We start from the raw sequence: 21,664 nt of genomic DNA, 5'->3' as shown, positions 1-21,664 counted from the left end.
AATCAGCGCCTGGCTTTATCGCGGCGTGGACGAATCACAATATCTGCAATCTGCGTATCTTCCGGGCTATCCACAATAAACCGCACGGCGCGCGCCACCGAACTCGCATCGAGATACTCCTGCGGATTGATCGGTGCATGGTTACCCGCGCGGGCACGCGAGGCTTGATTCATCGGCGTATCGGTTGGGCCGGGCGCGACTGTCGCAACCCGCACGCCATGTTCGCTCTCTTCGCTACGCAGCGCATGCGCCAGCGCGGTAAGGGCAAATTTGGAGGCGGAGTAAATGACGTGTCCCGCTAACGCCAGCGTCCCGGAGCCGGAGTTGATAAACACCACTTTGCCCTGTGAGGCGCGCAGGGCGGGCAAGGTTAAGCGCGTGAGTTCTGCAGGCGCAATGACATTAATGTTCAGGTGCTGTTGCCACAGTTCTGGCGTGGCGGAGAAGGTAGTGCTGAGAATCGAGATCGCCGCCGAATGCACCAGCACATCAACCCGATTTAATGTGGCGGTGAACGCGGCCACGGCGGCAAAATCTGTGATATCCAGTGCAAGCGGAATCACATTGGTGACCTGTTCTAAAGCCTGCAACGATTGCTGATTGCGCCCAATCGCGTAAACCTGATGATCGGCCGCCAATAACATCACGGTTTCCAGGCCAATGCCGCTGTTGCCGCCGGTGACAATCGCGACCGGTAATGCTGATGCTGTCATAGATTCCTCTCCTGTTGATGATTTCAAGCTATGGAAAAGGACGGCCGCAGGCAAATGCCGAAATTGACTATAAATTGCTGGCTTTCGCCATACAGCTTTTTTAGGGTGCGCATTGATGCGCACCAGGTCGATATTTACACCTTTTTCAGGCTGCCAAACGTCTGTTTGCCATTAAAGAACGTCGCCATCACCGGCGCGATGTGCGCAACAGCTTCCGCAGAGCAACTGGCGTTAACCAGCATCATGGTGGCGTGGTCCTGTGCTTTCGGCCATTGCTGTTCGCCGTGGCTATTCAGCGGCAACACCTCGTTGGTGGCGATACCTAACGCGCGGCTCAGAGAATACTCATCCGGCCCACGATAGAGTTGCGAATAGACGTTGGCTTTCTCCAGCATGCTGCCGCTGCCAAACGGCTGCCAGTGATCGGCGATGGTGTCGGTGCCCGACCACACTGGCACGCCAGCGGCGCGCAACTGCGGCAGCGGCATGATTACGCGACCAATCGGTACGGTGGTGGCGATACTAAACTGCTGCTCTTTTAGTTCCTCAATCATCGCCGTCAGTTCGTTACCCTGTAACGTCCCCAGGGCAAAGGCGTGGCTGAGGGTGACTTTGCCTTTCAGCTGCGGATTGTTGCGCACCGTTTTCAGCATGTAGCGGATCGCCGCCACACCGTGCGGTTCGGTTTCATGAAGATGAATATCGATCGGTGCAGCAAAATCGAGCGCGATGCTGAACAGGGTATCCAGTGACTTCTCCATCGCGCCGTCAACGTTGGTTGGGTCCAGTCCGCCGACGTAGTTCGCGCCCATCTTCATCGCTTCGCGCATCATGCTTTCAACGTGCGAACGCAATAATCCGTGCTGTGGGAAGGCGACAATGTCGGCATGAAAATCATCGCGATGGCTGGCAATCGCCTGCTGCAGATGTTCCAGACCGTGTAATTTGCTGACCGGATCGATGTTGCAATGGCTGCGTGCAGAACTGCTGCCTTTGGATTGCAGCAGGCCAATCAGTTTCCCGGCACGGATTTCAGAAGTCGGCAGCAGTTCGGGCAGGATCTGCTCTTCCTGATGGATCATATCGATCACGCTGTGGCGCGGCAGCGGGGCGCGCCAGCTTTCGCCGTAAAAGGTTTTATCGAGATGAATATGCATGTCGCGCGTGGCGGGCAGCAGCAGATAGCCGGCGGCGTCCCACGTTGGCAGATTAAGGCTGACGCCCGCAGGATGAATGGCGGCAATCTCGCCAGCATTCACCTCAACATCATACAAACCGGTTTGCGTGGCGGTGATGACATCCTGTTTGCGGATAAAGGCTTCTTCCAGGCGCACATTGCGCAGCAGAAAGTGCGTGACATCAACGCGGCTGGCATGGGCTGGTTGGCAGGTTTCTGCCGCCTGAATGCTGCGGCTCATGCCCGCGCTGAGTAAGGTGCCTGCGGCGCTGAGTTTCATGCCGGCGGAGAGAAAATCCCGGCGATTGCCGGGTGATAAGAGGCTCATGAATTATTCTCCTTGTAGGGGGAGAATAACCCTAAAATAGCCGCTGGCAGGGCGCTGCGATATTTTCCACTGCTGGCTATGGTGAAAACTAATGACCGCAGTGATTGCTACTCAGCAAGATGAATTCGTACCTGATGATTTCCGACGTCGCAGCTGAGTGTGATGGCATCATCGGCACTCAGCACATCATCCAGCCACAGCTGATAAGCGCCGGGCGTGCGCCGCATCTCAATCTCATAGCGCGCGGACCCTTCATGATAAATCACCTTCGCGCCCGGCCATGCTTTGGGCAGACGCGGACGCAGCCGCAATTTATCGCCGTGGCGCGTAATGCCAAGCAGGCTTTCGATGATCAGCTGATAAGTCCAGCCCGCCGATCCGGTGTACCACGTCCAGCCGCCGCGACCTTCATGGTTCTCGGCGCTGTAGACATCCGCCGCCATCACATAAGGTTCGACTTTGTAAGTTGCAACAGCATTCGAATCCAGGCTGTGATTGATCGGATTGATCAGCGCCAGCAACGCCCATGCGCGCTCGACCTGGCCCATCTCGGCGAACGCCATAATTGCCCACAGCGCGCCGTGCGTGTATTGCCCACCGTTTTCACGGATGCCAGGCAGATAACCGCGAATGTATCCCGGATTGGGGCCTGTGCCATTGAACGGCGGCGTCAGCAGTTTAATCAGGCCGTTATCGCTATCCACCAATTGCTGATCGAGTGCCTGCATCGCCGAGGCGCATTTGTCGTGATCGCCAGCCGCAGACAGCACCGACCAACTCTGCGCGATGGCATCAATGCGACATTCGGCGTTGCGCTGTGAACCCAGGGTTTCACCGTTATCGAAGTAGCCACGCAGGAACCATTCACCATCCCAGGCGAGCTGATTGAGCGCCGTTTTCAGCTTCTCCGCCTGTTTTTCGCACAAGCTGGCGGCTTCCGGCTGATCGATACGGGTGGAGAGCGCGGCAAAGCGCGTGAGCACGCTGTAAAGGAAAAAGCCGAGCCAGACGCTTTCACCTTTACCGGCAATACCCACTTCGCTCATGCCGTCATTCCAGTCGCCGGAACCCATCAGCGGCAAACCATGCTCACCAAACCTCAGACCATGCTGAATGGCACGCAAGCCATGCTGCCACAGGTTTTCCTGCAGCTGACTGACGTTCGGCAGGCTGTAAACTGACTCTTCTTCGGCGGTGAGCAGTGGCGCTTCAAGATAGCTAATCGGCTGTTCTAACAGCGCAAGATCCTCCGTGGCGGTGATGTAGTGGCAGAGTGCAAAGGGCAGCCAGAGATAATCATCTGAGCAGCGGGTGCGCACGCCGCGTCCGGCAGGCGGATGCCACCAATGCTGCACATCGCCCTCGAGGAACTGTCGGGAAGCGCACAGCACCAGCTGATCGCGCAGTAAGTTTGGCGCGGCGTGGGTGAGCGACAACGTATCCTGCAACTGATCGCGGAAGCCAAACGCGCCACCGGACTGATAATAACCGCTGCGCGCCAGCAAACGGCTGGCCAGCGTTTGGTACAGCAGCCAGTTATTCGCCAGCAGATTCACCGCTGTATCGGGCGTCTGCACCTCGACTTTGTTTAACAGATTGCGCCATTGCTGCTGCACTTTCGCCAGTTCGGCTTCCGCCTGTTCGCTGGGAAGAAATTGCTGCATCAGCGTCAACGCCGCTGCGGTATCTTCCGCCGCGCCTAACACGAACACCAGCGTGCGCGTATCGCCGTCAATCAAGGTGGTCAGCGTTTGCAGAGTGGCGCAGGGATCGAGTCCCGCGCCGGTGTTACCCGACAAGCCTCGCACTTGCATCATCGCGGGCTTACGCGTCGAGCCATTGCGGCCCAGACACTCAAGGCGATTACCGCTGAAAGCAATCTGATTGCCGGATGCGGCGAAGAAGGCGGTGCGCATCGATCCGCTGCTGGTATAAGGATTTACCGCCAGAATGGCGCTGCCATCTGCCACTATCGCCGAAGAAGTTTGTACATGGCGGGCAGATTGGCTCACCAGCTCACCCAGCACCCATTCGACGTAGCCGGTGATCGACAAATGACGGGTTTTGCCAGACAGATTACTGAGCTGAATCAGGGTGATTTTCGCCGCCTGCTCGCCAGCTACGAAGGTGGTGAGCGTGCTGCTAATGCCTTGCTCCTGATGCATAAAGCGGCTGTAACCCATGCCGTGCTGCGTCAAATAATCTCCGGCGCCGCGCATCGGCAGCGGCATAGGTGACCAGACATCGCCGCTCTCCTCATCGCGCAAATAAAAGGCTTCGCCCGACGTATCGCTGACCGGATCGTTGTGCCACGGCGTCAGGCGGTATTCATGCGCATTTTCATACCATGTGTAGGCCTGACCACTTTCTGAAATCACGCTACCAAACTGTTTATTTGCCAGCACATTGCACCAGGGCGCGGGCGTCTGCTGATGTGGGGACAACAAAATGTGATATTCACTGCCATCGGCGCTGTAGCCGCCGGTGCCATTGAACAACTGCATGTTTTCCGGCACAGCGAGGCGGGCGGGCGCAGGAAAGGCCTGTTTATGCGCCAGGAAGCGGCAAGGCGGCGCCACCGGCTGCGGTTTTAACAGCACCGTCAGCTGGTCGGCCAAACTGCCGTTGCGGCCTTCCAGCACCACGGCAGCTACGCTGAGTAGCAGCGTGACATCTTCGGCCGCAAAATGCTCGCTTTGGCGCAGGAAGATGCCGCCAGGCTTATCGGTCAGCATCTGCATCTCGCCTGATGAAATCATTTTGAGCAGCTGATTTTGCAACAGCTGCTGATAGCCGATTTGCTCGCCGTTGAGGATCACCAAATCTGCCGTCAATCCTTTCTGGCGCCAGTATTGATGCGCTTTAATCAGATTGCTCACCAGGCTGAGCTGGGTACCGTTTTCGATGCGCACCAGCACGATCGGTAAGTCGCCAGACAGCGAGTGTCGCCACAGCGACGATTGTCCCAGGCGATTCTGCTGCAGACGCTGGCTGTCGCCGCGCATTTCAGGGCTGGCAAAAATCACCGCGCTGGCGAGCTGGTTATACAAACTGGCATCTTCAGCGAGGATATTCAGCTGACGCAGCGCCACCTGACTGTGCGAGGCCGCCATTTCAAATACCCGATTGGCGTAGACATTGTTGCGATACTTCTCAATCAAGCCAAGGCAGACATCACGCTGCGTGGTGACGCCATACACCAGATCGAGGGTGACGGATTTACCCGCTTTGATGGCGATTTTCTGGCGAATCGACAGCAATGGATCGAGCACCGCACCGGCGCTGCCGCTGAGTACGCCATCGGCTGCCATCGCCTGCGGATTGGCGGCGGTTCTGCCGCGACCAATAAACTGTGCGCGGTCGGTTTCATAATGCGTATCGCGCTCGCTGGTGCCGTGAATCAGCAGGGCGTGGAACATCCACAGCGGCTCGGTTTTCTCATCGCGCGGGCGGCGATGTGCCAGAATCGCTTCCAGTTCAGTGACGATTTCGGTTTGCACAAACAGGTTGCTGAACGCCGGATGCGCCATATCGCTGGCGGCAGAAGCCAGCACCACTTCCGCGTAGCTGGTGATGTCTATTTCACGCAGCTGGCGTGAATGGTTGGTCAGGACGATGCGGCGGATTTCCACATCATCTTCTGGCGACACCACCACCTGAGTGCGGGTGCTGAGCGTTTCCATGCGCGATTCAAACTCCGCGCCGGCGTCGGTAAAGCGCGCAATGTGCTGCGGGCGCGCATCACCGCTGGGCTGGAACGTCGGGCTAATCAGCTCGCCGGATTGGCGATCGCGGATGTAGCAGAAGATACCGTGCTGATTGCTGGTGCCATCGGCGCGCCAGCGGGTTAACGCCAATCCTTTCCACTGGCTATACCCGGTGCCGGATTGCGTCACCATCACATGATAATTGGCATTCGACAGCAGCTGGATTTGCGGCAGATGCGCCGCCGAGCCGCTGAACTCGCGCAGTTCGGGCGTATCTGAACGCGGCTTGATCTCGCTGGTGTCAACGAACTGCCGACGCGGCGTATACAGCTCAATGTCATCCGGCACGCGCTCCTGCAGCAGCAAGTAGGAAGACTGGAAGCGCGCACTCGACATAAACCGCGCCACCATCGGCGCTTCATGCAGCAGGTGCGAAATCGCCAGAAAACCCATGCCCTGGTGGTGCGCCATGTAGGTTTTCACCGCGACAAATTGCTGGCCGCGCGCCAGGCGCTGCGCGGTGAAATCGAGCGCCTCGTAAAAACCGTATTTGCCGCAGGCACCCATTTTCTTCAGTCGCATCAGGTTGTCGGTGGCCTGATGCGGCAGCACCATCAGCGCCAACAGCGAGGCGTAGGGAGCAACCACATGATCATCGTTGAGGCCACGCTTCAGCCCTAACTCTGGCGTACCAAAAGCTTTGTATTGATAGTTTTGGCTGTCATCGAACGCGGCGTAAGCCGACTCGGAGACGCCCCACGGAATCTGCGCGGCATCACCGGACGCGATCTGCTGCTTCACCGCCGACAGCGCCATTTTCTCCAGCAGCGTATCCGGGTAAACCGGCATCACCAGATGCGGCATCAGGTATTCAAACATCGAGCCGCTCCACGACATCACCGCCGGTTTGTTATCCAGTTGGGTGAACAAACGGCCCAGCACGAACCAGCTTTTTACCGGCAGCTGATTAGCAGAGATGGCGTAGTAGTGCGTCAGGCGCACTTCGGACGGGAAGAGATCGTAATGGCCTTTATCGAGCGCGCCGCTGTCGAGATTGTAACCCACGCTGAGCAGCGCGGTTTTATCAATATAGAGAAAGCGGAAATCCATTTTTGCATGATCTTCCAGCCGTCCTTCCAGCTCCAGCAAAGTCGCCATGCGTTCACGTGCGGCCCACATCACAGACGCCGCGAGCTGAGAATGGAGGCCGGGGCGATGACGCTCTAACTCACTCAGCCACAGCAGAGAAGGTAAGGCGGCAGGCAGATCATCATCCGGCGTGAGCCAGCTGAAAAACAGCGTCCACTCCTGCTGCAAATCGCTGAGCTGGTGGATAAACCGTTCGAACCATTTCACCTGCAACGGCGGCAGCTGCATCTGCGCCAGCAGAATTTCACTCTGCGCGATCAGCGACGAGAGATGACTGGCAATCGCAACGGGCGCGGCCTGTTGCAGCGCATCAAACTGCGCGGTTAACTCATCCCAGCGATCGTTACGCTCTGTGCCCATTTGCGCTTTCGCCAGCAACAAGGTGTCATTCAAGCCCGCCATAATCACCGGTAAAGCCAGCACCGGTAGATGCTTCCACTGCGCCAGTCCGGCTTGCAGGGTGGCGAGGTGCGCGGCGAGATTGCCGCTATCGACGGTAGAAACGTAGCGCGGATTTAACGGTTTCAGCGTGTAAGTGTCATACCAGTTGTAGAGATGTCCACGAAAATGCTCCATGCGATCGAGGCTATCCAGCGTGGCGAGCGAACGGGCTATCACCGGTTTCTGCGTAATGTAGCCAAAATCCCATGCGGTTAAATTGGCCAGCAGCGACAGCCCGATATTGGTCGGCGAGGTGCGATGCGCTACCACCGGCTGCAACACTTCCTGAAAGTTATCCGGCGGCAAGTGGTTATGTTCGGCGGTGACGAAATCTTCAAACCAAGCCCAGGTGTGACGCGCGGTGTGGCGCAAAAACTGTTGCTGCTCGGCGGAGAGCTTTTTCTGGCGCGAATGGGCCGGTTTACTCAACTGCCACAACAGACACGGCGTGATGAGCCATAGCAGCGAGATCGGCAGCGCCAGCGCAATCAATTCAGGATTAACCAGCGCGGTTAAAAGTGACAGTGCAACGCCCGCCGCTGGGTTAAACCACATCGCCTGATAAAAATGGCGCAGTGACGGCGTGGGCGACGAACTGCCCGCCGAGGCGCTTTTCCATTCATGGAGAAACTGCCCGCTCACGTTGAGTCGCCACAGCGTGACGATAATCGCCTTCAGCGACCAGTAGCTTTCATGCGGTAATGTCGCCAGCGTCAGTCCCGCGCGGCTCAGGCGCATTAACGCATCCGAAGACAGGATAGAGAGATGATGCTGCCAGGCGCGCGTCTTGCTTTTGCGCATGCCTTCCATGCTTAACGCTAAGGCGCTGGGCAACAGCAGGAACAGCGCCATGCAGCCGAGCCAAAACAGCGGATTCGCCACCCAACTAAATGCCAGAAACATCAGCAGCAGCAAGGCGGGCGCAATCAGACTGCGACGCAGGTTGTCGAACAATTTCCAGCGCGACAATGCACTGAGCGGATTGGCCTGATAGCCGCCATCCTCCAGTCGCACGCGTAGTTTCAGCCAGTTCAGCAGCTGCCAGTCACCGCGTACCCAGCGGAAACGCCGCGCGACATCGCTGAGATAGTTATCCGGGTAGTGTTCGTAAAGCACCACATTACTGACCACGCCAGAACGCGCATAACAGCCTTCCAGCAGATCGTGGCTGAGCACCAGATTTTCCGGGCAGGTATTACGCGTCGCGCGGGTAAAGGCCGCCACATCGTAAATGCCTTTGCCGACAAACGAACCTTCGCCAAACAGATCCTGATAGATATCTGAAGACATCGATGAATACGCATCGTTGCCCGGCACGCTGCTGGAGAGACGCGCGTAGCGGCCCTGGCCAAAGGGCGGAATCTCCTCCGCCAGACGGGGCTGCAGAATGGCATAACCTTCCACCACGCGATTCAGGCTGTCATCAAACACCGGCGCATTGAGCGGATGCGCCATAATGCCAATCAGCTTGTGCGCGGTTTCTCGCGGCAGAATGGTGTCGCTATCGAGGGTAATGACGTATTTCACCGTGCGCATTTGCGCCTGGCTGGCACCGACGATGACGTTAAACATCTCCGCTTCGCCCTGCAGCCAGCGATTGAGCGCATGCAGTTTGCCGCGCTTACGCTCATAACCCATCCACACGCCCTGCGAAGGGTTGTGCACGCGGTTGCGATGCAGCAGAGAAAACAGCACATCATTGTGCGACTTGCTGCTGTAACGGCGGTTGAGCGCCTGAATTTTCAACACCGCATAACCGATGATTTCAGCATCATCGTCATCGTGTTCGGCTGCGCTGTCGGTGAAATCGGCCAGCAGCATAAAGCTGATGTTGTCGAGCGCATTACCGAGATAGCTGGTTTCCAGCGACCGCAACAGCGCATCGGTACCATGTTTGCTGCTGATTAAACAGGGGATCACCACCAGCGTGCGATCGCCCTCCGGTACCGCCAGCTCGTAATCAAGTCGCGGAAGCGGTACCGGATGGCGGGTGCGGGTTGTCACTTCGCTGAGCAGCTGCAGGGCGAGCTGGCTGCTGATTAAGATCACCGCCGGCACCAGTAACAGCCACAGCACCACCGACATCGCGGATTGATGAGTGAAAAACAGCGCTTCGGCGCTGAAAGCGGTGGTCAATAACGTCAGGCTGCCCAGCCAGGAGAGCAGCGGCGTTTGACTGAGATGATGGCGCGCCTGATTCAGCCAGGAACGGCGCGGCTTTAGCTGTTGCTCAAGCTGCGCACGCCCTTTATCCAGTAGGAAGTAACCAATATGCTGTTGGCGCGCTGGCAATGCAGCCTGACGACTCAGCGCCAAAACCTGATTGGCCACGTTTAGCTCGTCGAATTCGCTCTGGCGAGCCAGCTCTTCAACCACATGCCGATATTGATCGCGGCTGTCAAAATGCATCTGGGGATAAATCCCGGCGGGATCCTGCGCCAGCACTTGCTCGACCAGGCTCAGCGACTCCACCAAATCCTGCCAGTTGATTTCGCCAAGCTGGCGCAATCCGGCAATGCTGTTGCTGACCGAGAGCTGACTCAGTGCCAGCTGGCGGTTGAATTGTTCAATCACATCCGCAGTATTACGCCCGGTGTTCAGCAGATGTTGCTCCACCCACGTGAGCGCCAGCGAGTGATTCTGCCCATTCAGTTTACGCGCCAGTTCGGCGACAAACGCGCCGGAAAGCTGATCGTTTTTGTGCGCCATATCGGCGATCACCTGAATCACGCGAGTGGCGTCCCTGGCGGAGTAATGAACGATCTCATTAATCCACGCTTCGGCCTGGCTGCGCTCCTGATGAATCTCGGCAACGCCTTGCGCAATACGTGCGAGGTTATCGAGCAGCGCAAAGCGCAGCATAGCGGGAAGCGCCCAGAGTTCACCCATTAGCAGCGGCGTCACGCGTTGATAAGCATGAATAAAGGTCGCTAATACTGCTGACTCTAAGCGGCCATCACTGTGGCTGATCATCTCATCCGCGATCGCCTGAATGCGTAAAGAGTGCGCGGGGTCTTTCAGCGCAGGTAAACCCTGACCAAATTTGGTGGGCAACAGATGGCGCACCATCCGAATTTGCTCTTCGATAATATAAAAATTATCCAGCAACCATTCGCCAGCCGGTGTCAAATTACGCTTCTCACCGGTACTTAATATTTCAGCGCTTTTTATCAGCGCCTGTTCGTTTTCCGTCAACCGCTGCAATAATTTATAGCTTTTTTTGGCGTCGGAAAGATGATGCGTTTTTGCCAGACGCTCGCCATATATTTCCATTTGCCGCTCGGAAAAAACATCTGGCCGGTTCGCCTGGTAAACACCGCTGTGATGTAAAAACTCAAAACCACTGCGTGCCGTTGCCGGAAGCGCACTACTGCTAATGAATGACCCGGTGGGAAGTTTATTTTTCATAATGGCGTCGCAAAAAATCCAATGGATTATAAAAGTCAGCACTATCAACAGGAAAGTCGACGGTATAAGAGAGGGCGAGGGAAAATATTTGTCTGTTTTGAGTATAGTGCCAAATCGATCTTACGGTTGGTTTATAAAATAAAAGTTAATTTAAAACATTTAACTGAACGTAATGATGGGGTTGAGGATCTTTAACGTTGTTGTCAAGTGTGAGTGGCAATGAAAAAAATCAGGTGTGTTAGAATCAGTTAACGGAAAAAGGAAATAAATTATGAGCTGGTTAAATCAATTTTTAGAAAGCTTATCACGCCGGGAAGTCAAAACTCAGTGTCCAGTCTGCAAAAAGTTTTGCCCACAATCTTCCTTAAAGCAAGCGCGCGGACAGGCTATGTTGTGCCCGCACTGTAAATCACTGTTTATTGCCGAGGAGTAAGCGAATGCGCCATATTCTTGAATGGATTGATGTAAATGAACAAGCGCCCGGCTACAAGCAGGAGTGTATCGTGCAATTTGAAAATGGTGAGGTGCAGGGCGGCTGGCTTTATGGCGGGCAATCGCGCAGCGGCGAGCATATTTTCCTTGAAGCGCATGCGGAATATGAAACCAGCATGGAGGTGAATTTCTGGATGTCATTGCCGCCAGCGCAACCGGACCAACTCGCTGCGTTTCATTCGCCGATATGAAAGAGCACAAGATAATATTATCGCTCATATTCGATAAATGACCGTTGCGCTTCAGCCTGATCGACAAACTGAAAAGCGTAAGGATGTATCAATTGTTCATCACAATACCAGCAGTCATTAACACGTTTAAAAACGGCACCCTGATGAAAGGGTTGAGTTTTATCCAAACGCATAACGGCATATTTGCCATTGTTGAAGGTAACTTCATACAGAGAAATTAATCCGAGCGGCATTAATCTGCGTTTGTGAATAATTTCGCCGTTGAGCTCTGGCGGGCCTGGCTTTTTCATTATGTTCTCTCCGATTGACCTGGTTTAAGTCTGGCAATGATTTAAACAATGCGATGAGTTTATTTTCAGGCTTCGCTTGTGAATTATCTATTGTCCGCCAGGATTAAGTCAGGCTTATGTGCCGGCGTAATTCCTTATTCACTCTCGCCCACGTTTTTACCTATCTGATATTCTATTCTACAAAAAAGGCCATATTATGACGATTAAAACACTGCAAGATCTGTTTGTGCATGATCTTTCTGATATTTACAGCGCAGAAAAACAGATCACCAAAGCGTTACCAAAAATGATTCGCGCAGCCTCTGATCCTAATCTGGTTGCGGCTTTTAAACAGCACCTCGAAGAAACGCGCGGACAAATTGAACGTATTGATCAACTGGTTGAGCTCACGGAAGGCGTGCAGATCAAACGAATGAAATGCCATGCGCTGGAAGGTCTGGCCGAAGAGGCGCAGGAAATTATCGATGAAGTAGAAAAAGGGCCGGTTTGCGATGCTGGACTGATCGGTGCCGCACAGAAAGTTGAGCACTATGAGATCGCCACCTACGGCACCTTGCGCGCTTTAGCCCTGAAGCTGGATTATCAGGATGCCGCCAGGTTACTGGGCGAAACGCTGGAAGAAGAAAAAGCCACTGATGAAAAACTGACGCTGATTGCTGAAGAGCAGGATTAATTCCCCGTAGAAGAGGTTGATGCATCGGCTAAAAATGCCCAACCTCTTCCATCCTGAAAAATCCGCTTGCGAATTCCTGGTTAAAAATCACTTCATTCTCAGTATGCTAATCCCTCTTTTTTCAAACTAACGTTTGAACACTGTTCTGAATACAGAGGGATTTGCATGTCTGCTCATCATCATTCCGCAGAGCCCAAAACGATTTTACGTGCTGGGCGCTTCTTATTGATGCAGAAACTATTACGCCGTGACAAAACGCCCGTTGCACTATTACTGCTGGCTGCGCTGGTCGGTGTGCTAACCGGTTTGGTTGGCGTGGCCTTTGATAAAGCCGTGAATTTTGTGGTGCAGACGCGATTGAGCTGGCTGGCGGATGCCGGTGACAATCTGCTGGCGAAAATAATCGGTGCGTTTTTCCTTTCGGCATTATTAGGCGCTATTGGCTATTTCCTGGTGCGACGTTACGCGCCAGAAGCGGGCGGATCGGGTATTCCTGAAATCGAAGGCGCGCTTGAAGAGCTCCGACCGGTGCGCTGGTGGCGCGTACTACCGGTGAAATTCATTGGTGGCATGGGCGCGTTAGGTTCAGGCATGGTGTTGGGTCGCGAAGGGCCAACCGTGCAACTGGGTGGCAATATCGGCGGCATGTGTGTCGATCTGTTCCGCGTTAAATCTTCTGAATCTCGCCACACATTGCTAGCAACCGGCGCAGCCGCCGGTTTATCGGCCGCCTTCAATGCGCCGCTGGCGGGCATCCTGTTTATTGTTGAAGAGATGCGTCCGCAGTTTCGTTACAGCCTGATTTCCATCAAAGCGGTGTTTGTCGGCGTTATCGTCTCCAGCATTGTTTTCCGCGTGTGTAATGGTAATGAGGCGATCATCAATATTGGTCAGTTGCAGGATGCGCCAACTAATACGCTGTGGCTTTATCTGGTATTAGGCGTTTTATTCGGTGGCTGCGGCGTGGCATTTAATCGCTTCATTTTCCTCGCGCAGGATCAGTTTCAGCGCTTGCACCAAGGTCGCGTGGCAGCTTGGGTGATGTGGGGAAGTTTACTGGCTGGCGCGTGCGGCGTGATTGGCCTGGTGCTGCCACAAGCCATCAACGGCGGGATTGCCCTGATCCCCGATTTCTCCAGCGGTAGCTATAGCGCGCTGGCCTTGTTTCTGCTCTTCGCACTGCGCACGCTCATCACTGTCTGCTGTTTCTCCTCCGGCGCGCCAGGCGGTATTTTCGCCCCGATGCTGACGCTAGGCACGCTGCTCGGCACCTGCTTCGGCCAGCTCTGCATGCAGTGGCTGCCGGGTTTACATCTGGAGCCGGCAACCTTTGCCGTGGCCGGAATGGGCGCGCTGTTTGCGGCGTCGGTGCGCGCGCCGCTGACCGGCATTGTGCTGGTGCTGGAGATGACCAACAATTATCAGCTGATTTTGCCGATGATCATTACCTGTCTCGGCGCAACGCTGGCCGCGCAATTCTTCGGCGGCAAACCGCTGTACTCCGCGCTTCTTGCGCGCACGCTGGCGAAGGCGAAACAAATAGCGTAAGGCCTGGCTTACGTGCGGGCGCTGACACATCTGCTGCGTCACGGGCTGTCCTCGCGCCGCTAGCGCGGTACCTTCGGCTTTCACGTTGAGCCGACGGACCGTTCGGGGATCGGCCGTCCTGGCCGGCCCCGAACTGCCACACGCATCCATGCGTGCGGCTCCTGGCCCAACGTAAAAGCCTCAGCGCTGCGAGGACCGCCGGACCAATAGTGACTTCGGCCTGCGCATTTGCGCTATAAATCACGTGTTCGTTTAATTAGTGCGCACCGGGCAAAAAGGTATTCATCAACCAGCCAGAAAACGCCGTCATCGCGGTGCTTTCGGGCCGCGATTGCAAACGCGTTAACCAATAGCCGCCGAGATCGATTTCAGCGGCGAAAGGGCGCACCAGCTTCTCACTTTGCAGCAGGTGATTGAAAATCCTCACCGGTGCCAGCGCAATCCCCGCACCTAACAACGCCGCTTCAATCATCGTCAGCGACGAGTCAAAAATCATCACCGGATGCGCAGGCGATGGCGCATGTTCGTTCATGCTTTGCAGCCATTGGCTCCACTCATCACGGCGGAATGAGCGCAGCAGGGTAAATTTGTGCACGTCTGCAGGCTGTTGTAACTGCCGGGCAATGGCCGGATTACACAGCGGTGATAACGGCGCAGGACAAATACACTGCGCCTCGGTGCCGTGCCAGGCGCCGCTACCAAAGCGAATGGTGTAATCGTGGCCTTCGGCAGCCGGATCGACGCGATTGTTGTGAGTGGAGAGTTGCAGCTCAATGTGCGGATAACGGCGGTTAAAATCCTCTAAGCGTGGCAACAGCAAGCCGGTGGCAAAGCTTCCCACCACACCAACTTTCAATTTTTCGCGCATTTGACCGGATGAGAAACGATCCAGCGTATCGGCAATCCGATCGAAAGAGTCGTTCAGCACGGGCAACAGGCTTTCGCCTTCTGTGGTTAGCATCAATCCGCGCGACACCCGCACAAACAGCTGGCAACCGAGCTGCTGCTCCAGCGATTTTACCTGCTGGCTCACGGCTGCATGGGTTACGTGCAGCTCAATCGCCGCCTTAGTAAAACTTAGATGACGTGCAGCGGCTTCAAAGGCTCTGAGCGCGTTTAGGGGAATATAGGGTCGTGTCATGCGCCTACCTGTAAGATTTTCTATTGTCTGACGCTAAAATTAACAGTTTGTTGCACCCTGTCAAAGTGGTCAAACTGCCTGCGGAACAACAACCCGGAAGGTTAACTACAGTGAAATTGATTTCTCAAACATTGATAGCTACAGCGCTGACCTCGGCGTGCTCCATGGCGTTTGCCACCACGGCAGATGTGCAGGCAACCGTTGATCGGGCGATCAAACCGCTAATGCAGCAGCAATCGATTCCCGGCATGGCGGTGGCGGTGGTGGTTAAAGGCCAGCCTCACTATTTCACCTGGGGCATGGCGGATGTAAAACAGCAGCGCCCGGTCACCCTAGACACGCTGTTTGAGCTGGGTTCGGTGAGTAAAACCTTCACCGGCGTGCTGAGTGGCGTTGCGGTGAATAAAGGCGAGATCGCGCTGAGCGATGCTGCCAGCAAATATTGGCCAGCACTGAACACGCCGCAGTGGCGCGACATCACGCTGCTGCAGCTGGCGACTTACACCGCTGGCGGCTTGCCGCTGCAGGTGCCCGATGCCGTGACCGAAGAAAAGGCGCTGGCGAACTTCTATCAACAGTGGCAACCACAATGGACGCCGGGCAACACGCGTCAATATGCCAACAGCAGCATCGGCTTATTTGGCTGGCTGGCGACGAAACCCAGCGGGCTGACTTTTGAACAGGCAATGCAGCAGCGCGTATTCACGCCATTGCAGCTCAAGCACACCTTTATCACCGTGCCTGACGCCGCGAAAATTGCTTACGCATGGGGCTACCGCGAAGGCAAACCGGTGCGCGTGTCGCCAGGCATGCTGGATGCTGAAGCCTATGGCGTGAAGTCGTCGATTAAAGATATGGCGCGCTGGATGCAGGCCAATATGGATCCGCAGCAGGTTAACGATAAGCCGCTGCAGCAGGCGCTGGATTTCGCGCAAACGCGTTTCTATCGCACCGATGCGCTCTATCAAGGTTTGGGCTGGGAGATGCTGGATTGGCCCGCTCAGGCGGAGATGGCGGTGAAGGGCGCGGATAACAAGGTGGCGCTTGGGCCGCAGCCGGTGCGGGATGCCGAATCACATCCGCGTGTCAGCGCGTCGTGGGTGCATAAGACCGGCGCAACCGGTGGGTTCGGTGCTTATGTCGCCTTCATCCCGGAGAAGCAGGTCGGCATTGTGATATTGGCAAACAAAAATTATCCCAATACCGAGCGGGTTAAAGCCGCGATGCAGATTCTGAAAGCGTTGCAGTAAGCGTATGGGGCGAACTCCTCGCCCCATCAACTACACTTAATGGGTGATCAATAAAGGAGCTTCAGATGAGCAATCACCCTAAAGATAAACGCGATGTAAATGATGAAAAGCATCCCGCCAAGGACAATCCCAGCGAACACGGTGAGATCCCCAGAACGCGCGATGACAGTGAAGACGACAAAAAAGATCCGTTTAACGACGAATAACAAACATCATCAGCAACGGCAGCGCGGCAAACAGCGTTAATGCGGTTGACGCGCCTGCCAGCATATAGAGTTGTCCAAACAGCAGCGATCCCATCACCTGACCCGCCGCCAACACAAAGAACAAGATGCCTACGCCAACGGCGGGGGCATTGTTGGTTGCTTCTGCGCCCCACACCAGCAACACGCCCGAGAGCGTAACATACGCCGCGCCACCCAGCGCCACGGCGGGAAACAGCCAGGCTGAATAGTGATGGCTGAACGCCAGTAGCAATAAGGGCACGGCAAGGCAGCATTGCGACAGCCAATAAACCCGCTTCATCCCCATCCATTTCGCCATCGGGCCGGTGAGCGCGCCGATAATGCCTGCTGCGCCAGCGATGAGCCACAACAGGCTAACCATGCGGTCGCTGACGTGAATGTGATGCAGCAGATCCGGGCCGAAGCTCCACCAAGCCGCGCTGGCGACGCCGCTGAACAGTGCAATGAAGATAAGGCGCTGCAGCGAACGCTGCCGCAGGTGGCTTAACCAGGATTCACGTTGAGCGTTTTCATTGTGATTGGGTAGCTGGCGCCAAATCGGCACCAGGCAGATCATCGCCAGCGCGGCAAAAACCGCACAGGCGATGCGCCAGCCGCCGGGCAGCCAGTACAAAATTGGCACTGACAACATAATGCCCATGCTAGTTCCGGCATTGATAACCGTGTTCATCTGCGGCTGTTGCTCAGCCTCAATACGCTGGCTGACGGCGCTCGCTAACGCAGGCGAGGCGAGACCGGCGCTCATACCGGCGATAAACAATCCCACGCCGAGCATCCACGGCGATACCGCGCTCGCGATGATCAACAAACCCAACGCGGCACACAGCGCGGCAACCGCAGCAGGAAATCGCGGCCCGGCGCGGGCGGTCATCATCGGCGCGATCAACACCGCCACACAGTAAGCGGCAAAGCTACAGGCCGAAAGCACGCCAGAAACGCGCCGGGTAAAGGGGATGTCGTGCATCACCTCGGGCATCATCAAGCCCCAGGCGAAACGCGCCATACCGTAGGTCACCGCGATAAGTGCAAATCCGGTGATGCCGAGCGCCGTACCCTTCATGTCTGTTCACTGAACGCGATAAGCTGCAGCGCGGCGTTTTTACCGGCTTCGCACGCCTGCGCCGCGCCGATGATCAGCGCGGAAGTCAGCACACCTTCAAACAGCAGCCAAACCGCATCCGCTAGCGCGACATGCTGCTTGCCGAGCGCCTGCTGAATGGCGCGTGCAATGTAATCGCGCATCTTGTGGCGGTAAGCCAGCGCCTGTTCAGCTAACGCGGCATCTTCTCCGGCGTATTCGCCCCATGCCTTGAGAAACAAACAGCCATTGTTGCCGTATTGTTGCATCCAGTCGGCCATCGCATCGAACGTGTGGCTGACCGCTTGCGGATGGTCCGGCGATTGCAACGCGGCGAAGAAACGATCCTGTCGCGCCTCCAGCACCGCGGCCGTTAGCGCTTCACGCGAGGGGAAATAGCGATACAAGGTGCGCGTCGAGACATTCGCCTCGCTGCAAATGCGATCGGTGCTGATGGCGTGAAAGCCGTTGAGATAGAACAGCCGCTCGGCGGCATTGATGATATCGAGTTTCTTTTTCATCCTTAAAAAGTAAACCGATCGTTTTACTTTTGCAAATCTAAGGATGTTGGAGATTTACTTAGAGAACAGTTAATGCTGACTCCAGCCGATCCAGCGCAAACAAAATGCCGTAACGGCGCGCGTGTTGCGCTTCCGGCAGCGGCAGCCAGATATCGGCCTGATTGGCGAGATCTAATGTCTTCGCACAAAGCGCAATCACCGGCGTTTTTTGAATGTGCGCATGGTGTACTGCGCTAAGCACGTGGCTGTTAACCGTATCAGGCGCGAGAATCAACAACAGATCGTCCGGTTGCAAACGGCTCAGCGTCATGCTCAGCAGGTTGTCATCCTGAATCCACGCGCTGGCCAGTCCGGCGTTTTGCAGGCGCTGATGGACGTCCGCCACCAGCGTAGTTTGCAGCCCCGATGCGCCAATCAGCAGTACGCTTCGGGCTTTACGCAACAGCTCTGCGGCACGTTGCCAGGTCGCCGCTTCCGCTTGACCATATTGCTGGGTTAACGCTTGAGTAATAGCCTCAATCGGCGCAATCGCGTGAGGGGGTTGTCTCTGTGGCGCGCGCGCCAGCCGCATACGCAAATCACGGATATCCTCGCAACCCAGCGAACGCGCAAAGCGGGTGATGGTGGCGGCGCTGACTTCTGCGCGGCCGGCAAGTTGCTCGATGGTGGCGGAAGCGGCAAAAGCAGTGTCGCTGAGAATCGCTTCGGCAACGCGTTTCTCCTGCTGACTCAGCGACGATTGCCGCTGGCGGATGACATCGATAAATTCAACATCCTGCTGCTGACCGGCTTTCCGCACCTGATGGAGAAAATCATCAAGATCCTGACACCCCGCCGAGGTGGCAAAGCGTCTTAGCACATCCGGACTCACGCCAGCCTGTGTAGCCAGACTCTCCATGGTGACGTGTACATTGGCGTGCAGGTTCGCCAGAATAAAACGCGCCAGCCTCGATTCCTGCGCATCCGCGCGCTCCGACTGCTGCCGTAATTGCCAGACAATATCCATCAGCTCATCACATCCTCAGTTGCGAAGGTCCATCATGCATGAAATTATTTTTCATGTTGAGTTTTTTTTCAGCTTATTGCGGGGTCTTAGCGCCGTTTGGCGGGCTTTTCACTGTTAAATTACGGTTAAGATCACACTCGTGAAAAATATTTTCATGAGTGTTTTAATCGTATCCATCTGACTTGTATCAATAAATTATCTATCCATCAGAAAATCCTCTGCCCGTAGCCACTTTACAGCTTCTGTGAGACAGGTCTTAAATGGCCGGGACAAATCACAGGAGAAGAAATTATGCGCATCGTACTTTGCTGTGCTGCTGGCATGTCAACCAGCATGCTGGTGAGCAAAATGCAGCACGCCGCTGCAGGTCGCGGTCTGGAGATTGACATTAAAGCCGTGCCGGTGGCGGAATTCGAACGCATTCTGCCAGATGCCGATGTGGTTCTGCTTGGCCCGCAGGTGCAGTTCGAAGCAGCCCGACTTAGCGCCATTGCCGCGCCGCAAGGCAAATCTGTCGCCGTCATCGACATGATGGATTACGGCATGATGCGTGGCGAACAGGTGCTCGATAAAGCGCTGGCCTTACACGCTTCTTAAACGTCCTTTTTAACCCATCCAACTGACATTACACGGCGTTGTGCTGTGGGGGATTCTGCATGTCTGAAATCGTGGCTATCGAGTTTGAAGAGGAAATTATGCTGTTGCTGGTGCAGGCCGGCGCAGCCCGCAGCGCGGCCATCAGCGCGCTGCGACTGGCGCGAGAAGGGCGCTTCAGCGAGGCGCAGCAACAGCTGGCGGCAGCAGGTGAAAGCATCAGCGCTGCGCACCAGCAGCAGACCGCGCTGATTGGTCTGGATGAAGGCAGCGGTAAGTTGCCGGTCACGCTGATTCTGGTGCACGCCCAGGATCATCTGATGAACGCCATGCTGATTCAGGATCTGGCTGGCGAAATCATTGAACTCTACCGCCGCACAGCGGCAGGAGGCACAGATGCTTAAGATCGCAATTATTGGTGGTGGCAGCAGCTATTCACCGGAGCTGGTGGAAGGGATCATCAATCGCTATGTGCAGCTGCCGGTGACGGAACTGGCGCTGGTGGATATCGAGCAAGGGCGTGAAAAGGTTAATGTCATCGCCGATCTTACTCGCCGCATGCTGCAGCAAAACGGGCTGGAGCAGGTAAAAGTGAGCGTCCATTTTGAGCTGGATGACGCGATTCGCAGTGCTCGTTTTGTTCTGACGCAGCTGCGTGTGGGATTGTTGGCCGCGCGCGCGGCGGATGAGCGCCTCGGGCTGAAATATGGTCGGCTCGGCCAGGAAACCACTGGCGTTGGCGGCTTTGCCAAAGCGTTGCGCACCATTCCGGTGATGCTCAAGGTAGCGCGCAAAGTCGAGGAACTGGCACCGGACGCCTTCATCATCAACTTCACTAATCCTGCAGGGATTGTGACGGAGGCGGTGTCGCGCTACAGCAAGGCGAAAATCATCGGGCTGTGCAATGTGCCGGTGAATATGCATCACATGATTGCCGGCATGCTCGACGCGCCCTGGGATGACGTGCAGCTGCGCTTCGCCGGGCTCAATCATCTGGTTTGGGTGCATCAGGTGACGTGCCGGGGCGAGGATGTGACCGCGCAGGCGATCGAGCAACTGTGCGACGGCCAATCGCTCACCATGAACAACATCAAAGATATGCCGTGGTCGCCGCAGTTCCTGCGCGCGCTCAAGGCGATTCCGTGCCCGTATCACCGTTATTACTGGCAAACGCCGCAGATGCTGGCCGAAGAGCAGGAGAAAGCGCAAAACGGTCATGAAGGCACGCGCGCGGAGCAGGTGATGAAAGTGGAAGCGGAACTGTTCGCGCTGTATGCCGACCCGCATCTGGCGCACAAACCCGAGCAGCTGAGTTTCCGTGGCGGCGCGTATTACTCCGAAGTGGCGGTTGAGCTGATCAGTGCGATTCACAATAACAGCGGCAAAAATCTGGTGGTGAACTGTCGCAACAATGGTGCGATTCATGGCCTGCCGGATGACGCGGTGGTGGAGGTGAACTGTCTGGTCGATGCGCAAGGCGCGCATCCGCTGGCGTTTGGTGAGTTGCCGCCGCTGATGAATGGCCTGACGCAGCAGATCAAAGCGTTTGAACGCCTGACTATCGAAGCCGCAGTGCATGGCGATCGTGAGCAAGCGCTGCTGGCGCTGCTCGGCAATCCGTTAGTCGGTGATGTCGCGACCGCCGAAGCCTTGCTTGACGAAGTGCTGACCTTAAACAAGCCGTGGCTGCCGCAGTTCGCCACGCCATAATC

At 55.9% G+C, this 21,664-nt stretch carries 17 protein-coding genes; 9 read left to right on the top strand and 8 right to left on the bottom strand.

From position 1 onward, the window contains the following. Positions 1-2 precede the first annotated feature (2 nt). The 3 genes from MWH02_RS09395 to MWH02_RS09385 all read right to left on the bottom strand — a co-directional run bounded on the left by MWH02_RS09395 (position 3) and on the right by MWH02_RS09385 (position 10,923). Positions 3-713, bottom strand: a complete 711-nt coding sequence (locus tag MWH02_RS09395; RefSeq protein WP_271460440.1) for an SDR family oxidoreductase — start codon at positions 711-713, stop codon at positions 3-5. A 134-nt stretch (positions 714-847) separates the two neighbouring features. Then, positions 848-2,218 (bottom strand): amidohydrolase, encoded by a 1,371-nt coding sequence (locus MWH02_RS09390; RefSeq protein ID WP_271460439.1) that lies wholly within the window; start codon positions 2,216-2,218, stop codon positions 848-850. A 107-nt stretch (positions 2,219-2,325) separates the two neighbouring features. Then, positions 2,326-10,923, bottom strand: coding sequence for a glycoside hydrolase family 94 protein (locus tag MWH02_RS09385; protein WP_439652365.1), 8,598 nt, complete (start codon positions 10,921-10,923; stop codon positions 2,326-2,328). A gap of 271 nt (positions 10,924-11,194) precedes the next feature. On the opposite strand from MWH02_RS09385, the gene MWH02_RS09380 reads away from it, so the two are divergent. Continuing rightward, entirely contained in the window at positions 11,195-11,356 is a 162-nt protein-coding gene (locus MWH02_RS09380; protein ID WP_217548267.1) for a YnfU family zinc-binding protein, read from the top strand. A gap of 4 nt (positions 11,357-11,360) precedes the next feature. Continuing rightward, positions 11,361-11,606: a hypothetical protein gene (locus tag MWH02_RS09375; RefSeq protein ID WP_101761527.1), complete on the top strand. Its 246-nt coding sequence runs from the start codon at positions 11,361-11,363 to the stop codon at positions 11,604-11,606. Positions 11,607-11,623: 17 nt separating this feature from the next. Here the strand turns inward: MWH02_RS09375 and MWH02_RS09370 are convergent, their stop codons facing one another. After that, positions 11,624-11,896, bottom strand: coding sequence for a hypothetical protein (locus MWH02_RS09370; RefSeq protein ID WP_271460437.1), 273 nt, complete (start codon positions 11,894-11,896; stop codon positions 11,624-11,626). 196 nt (positions 11,897-12,092) lie between these two features. On the opposite strand from MWH02_RS09370, the gene MWH02_RS09365 reads away from it, so the two are divergent. Beyond that, positions 12,093-12,569, top strand: a complete 477-nt coding sequence (locus MWH02_RS09365; RefSeq protein WP_137387363.1) for a YciE/YciF ferroxidase family protein — start codon at positions 12,093-12,095, stop codon at positions 12,567-12,569. Positions 12,570-12,734: 165 nt separating this feature from the next. Then, on the top strand, positions 12,735-14,117 hold the full coding sequence (clcA, locus tag MWH02_RS09360) for a H(+)/Cl(-) exchange transporter ClcA (RefSeq protein ID WP_271460436.1): 1,383 nt from the start codon (positions 12,735-12,737) through the stop codon (positions 14,115-14,117). A gap of 256 nt (positions 14,118-14,373) precedes the next feature. Here the strand turns inward: clcA and ampR are convergent, their stop codons facing one another. Then, positions 14,374-15,258 (bottom strand): LysR family transcriptional regulator AmpR, encoded by an 885-nt coding sequence (ampR, locus tag MWH02_RS09355; protein WP_271460435.1) that lies wholly within the window; start codon positions 15,256-15,258, stop codon positions 14,374-14,376. 116 nt (positions 15,259-15,374) lie between these two features. On the opposite strand from ampR, the gene blaPSZ reads away from it, so the two are divergent. After that, positions 15,375-16,508 (top strand): PSZ family class C beta-lactamase, encoded by a 1,134-nt coding sequence (blaPSZ, locus tag MWH02_RS09350; RefSeq protein WP_271460624.1) that lies wholly within the window; start codon positions 15,375-15,377, stop codon positions 16,506-16,508. A 65-nt stretch (positions 16,509-16,573) separates the two neighbouring features. Next, on the top strand, positions 16,574-16,714 hold the full coding sequence (locus MWH02_RS09345) for a hypothetical protein (protein ID WP_167391175.1): 141 nt from the start codon (positions 16,574-16,576) through the stop codon (positions 16,712-16,714). Here the strand turns inward: MWH02_RS09345 and MWH02_RS09340 are convergent. The 3 genes from MWH02_RS09340 to MWH02_RS09330 are packed head-to-tail and all read right to left on the bottom strand — an operon-like array spanning position 16,701 to position 19,358. Continuing rightward, a complete protein-coding gene (locus MWH02_RS09340; protein ID WP_271460434.1) occupies positions 16,701-17,813 on the bottom strand; it encodes an MFS transporter in 1,113 nt (370 codons plus the stop codon). The two genes, MWH02_RS09345 and MWH02_RS09340, sit on opposite strands and share 14 nt — an antisense overlap. Then, positions 17,810-18,352 (bottom strand): TetR/AcrR family transcriptional regulator, encoded by a 543-nt coding sequence (locus tag MWH02_RS09335; protein ID WP_101761521.1) that lies wholly within the window; start codon positions 18,350-18,352, stop codon positions 17,810-17,812. The genes MWH02_RS09340 and MWH02_RS09335 overlap by 4 nt, the downstream gene beginning before the upstream one ends. 58 nt (positions 18,353-18,410) lie before the next feature. Continuing rightward, positions 18,411-19,358 (bottom strand): MurR/RpiR family transcriptional regulator, encoded by a 948-nt coding sequence (locus tag MWH02_RS09330; RefSeq protein WP_101761520.1) that lies wholly within the window; start codon positions 19,356-19,358, stop codon positions 18,411-18,413. A gap of 288 nt (positions 19,359-19,646) precedes the next feature. Between MWH02_RS09330 and MWH02_RS09325 the strand changes: the two genes are divergently transcribed. Genes MWH02_RS09325 through MWH02_RS09315 form a run of 3 tightly spaced genes read left to right on the top strand, consistent with a single transcriptional unit; the run spans position 19,647 to position 21,662 of the window. After that, a complete protein-coding gene (locus tag MWH02_RS09325; RefSeq protein ID WP_101761519.1) occupies positions 19,647-19,955 on the top strand; it encodes a PTS sugar transporter subunit IIB in 309 nt (102 codons plus the stop codon). 59 nt (positions 19,956-20,014) lie between these two features. Beyond that, complete coding sequence (locus tag MWH02_RS09320) at positions 20,015-20,356, top strand: PTS lactose/cellobiose transporter subunit IIA (protein WP_101761518.1); 342 nt, start codon at positions 20,015-20,017, stop codon at positions 20,354-20,356. After that, on the top strand, positions 20,349-21,662 hold the full coding sequence (locus MWH02_RS09315; protein ID WP_271460433.1) for a 6-phospho-beta-glucosidase: 1,314 nt from the start codon (positions 20,349-20,351) through the stop codon (positions 21,660-21,662). Before MWH02_RS09320 ends, MWH02_RS09315 begins: the two co-directional genes overlap by 8 nt. The last annotated feature ends 2 nt before the right edge of the window (positions 21,663-21,664 follow it).

This window comes from Pantoea leporis (assembly GCF_028048155.1).
GTDB classification, from domain to species: domain Bacteria; phylum Pseudomonadota; class Gammaproteobacteria; order Enterobacterales; family Enterobacteriaceae; genus Pantoea; species Pantoea leporis.
The sequence above is the reverse complement of the archived record's forward strand: the minus strand, read 5'-3'. Positions and strand labels throughout refer to the sequence as shown.

Coding starts and splice junctions, on each gene's coding strand:
- MWH02_RS09395 (WP_271460440.1), bottom strand. CDS start 713: ATGACAGCATCAGCATTACCGGTCGCGATTGTCACCGGCGGCAACAGC.
- MWH02_RS09390 (WP_271460439.1), bottom strand. CDS start 2,218: ATGAGCCTCTTATCACCCGGCAATCGCCGGGATTTTCTCTCCGCCGGC.
- MWH02_RS09385 (WP_439652365.1), bottom strand. CDS start 10,923: ATGAAAAATAAACTTCCCACCGGGTCATTCATTAGCAGTAGTGCGCTT.
- MWH02_RS09380 (WP_217548267.1), top strand. CDS start 11,195: ATGAGCTGGTTAAATCAATTTTTAGAAAGCTTATCACGCCGGGAAGTC.
- MWH02_RS09375 (WP_101761527.1), top strand. CDS start 11,361: ATGCGCCATATTCTTGAATGGATTGATGTAAATGAACAAGCGCCCGGC.
- MWH02_RS09370 (WP_271460437.1), bottom strand. CDS start 11,896: ATGAAAAAGCCAGGCCCGCCAGAGCTCAACGGCGAAATTATTCACAAA.
- MWH02_RS09365 (WP_137387363.1), top strand. CDS start 12,093: ATGACGATTAAAACACTGCAAGATCTGTTTGTGCATGATCTTTCTGAT.
- clcA (WP_271460436.1), top strand. CDS start 12,735: ATGTCTGCTCATCATCATTCCGCAGAGCCCAAAACGATTTTACGTGCT.
- ampR (WP_271460435.1), bottom strand. CDS start 15,258: ATGACACGACCCTATATTCCCCTAAACGCGCTCAGAGCCTTTGAAGCC.
- MWH02_RS09345 (WP_167391175.1), top strand. CDS start 16,574: ATGAGCAATCACCCTAAAGATAAACGCGATGTAAATGATGAAAAGCAT.
- MWH02_RS09340 (WP_271460434.1), bottom strand. CDS start 17,813: ATGAAGGGTACGGCGCTCGGCATCACCGGATTTGCACTTATCGCGGTG.
- MWH02_RS09335 (WP_101761521.1), bottom strand. CDS start 18,352: ATGAAAAAGAAACTCGATATCATCAATGCCGCCGAGCGGCTGTTCTAT.
- MWH02_RS09330 (WP_101761520.1), bottom strand. CDS start 19,358: ATGGATATTGTCTGGCAATTACGGCAGCAGTCGGAGCGCGCGGATGCG.
- MWH02_RS09320 (WP_101761518.1), top strand. CDS start 20,015: ATGTCTGAAATCGTGGCTATCGAGTTTGAAGAGGAAATTATGCTGTTG.
- MWH02_RS09315 (WP_271460433.1), top strand. CDS start 20,349: ATGCTTAAGATCGCAATTATTGGTGGTGGCAGCAGCTATTCACCGGAG.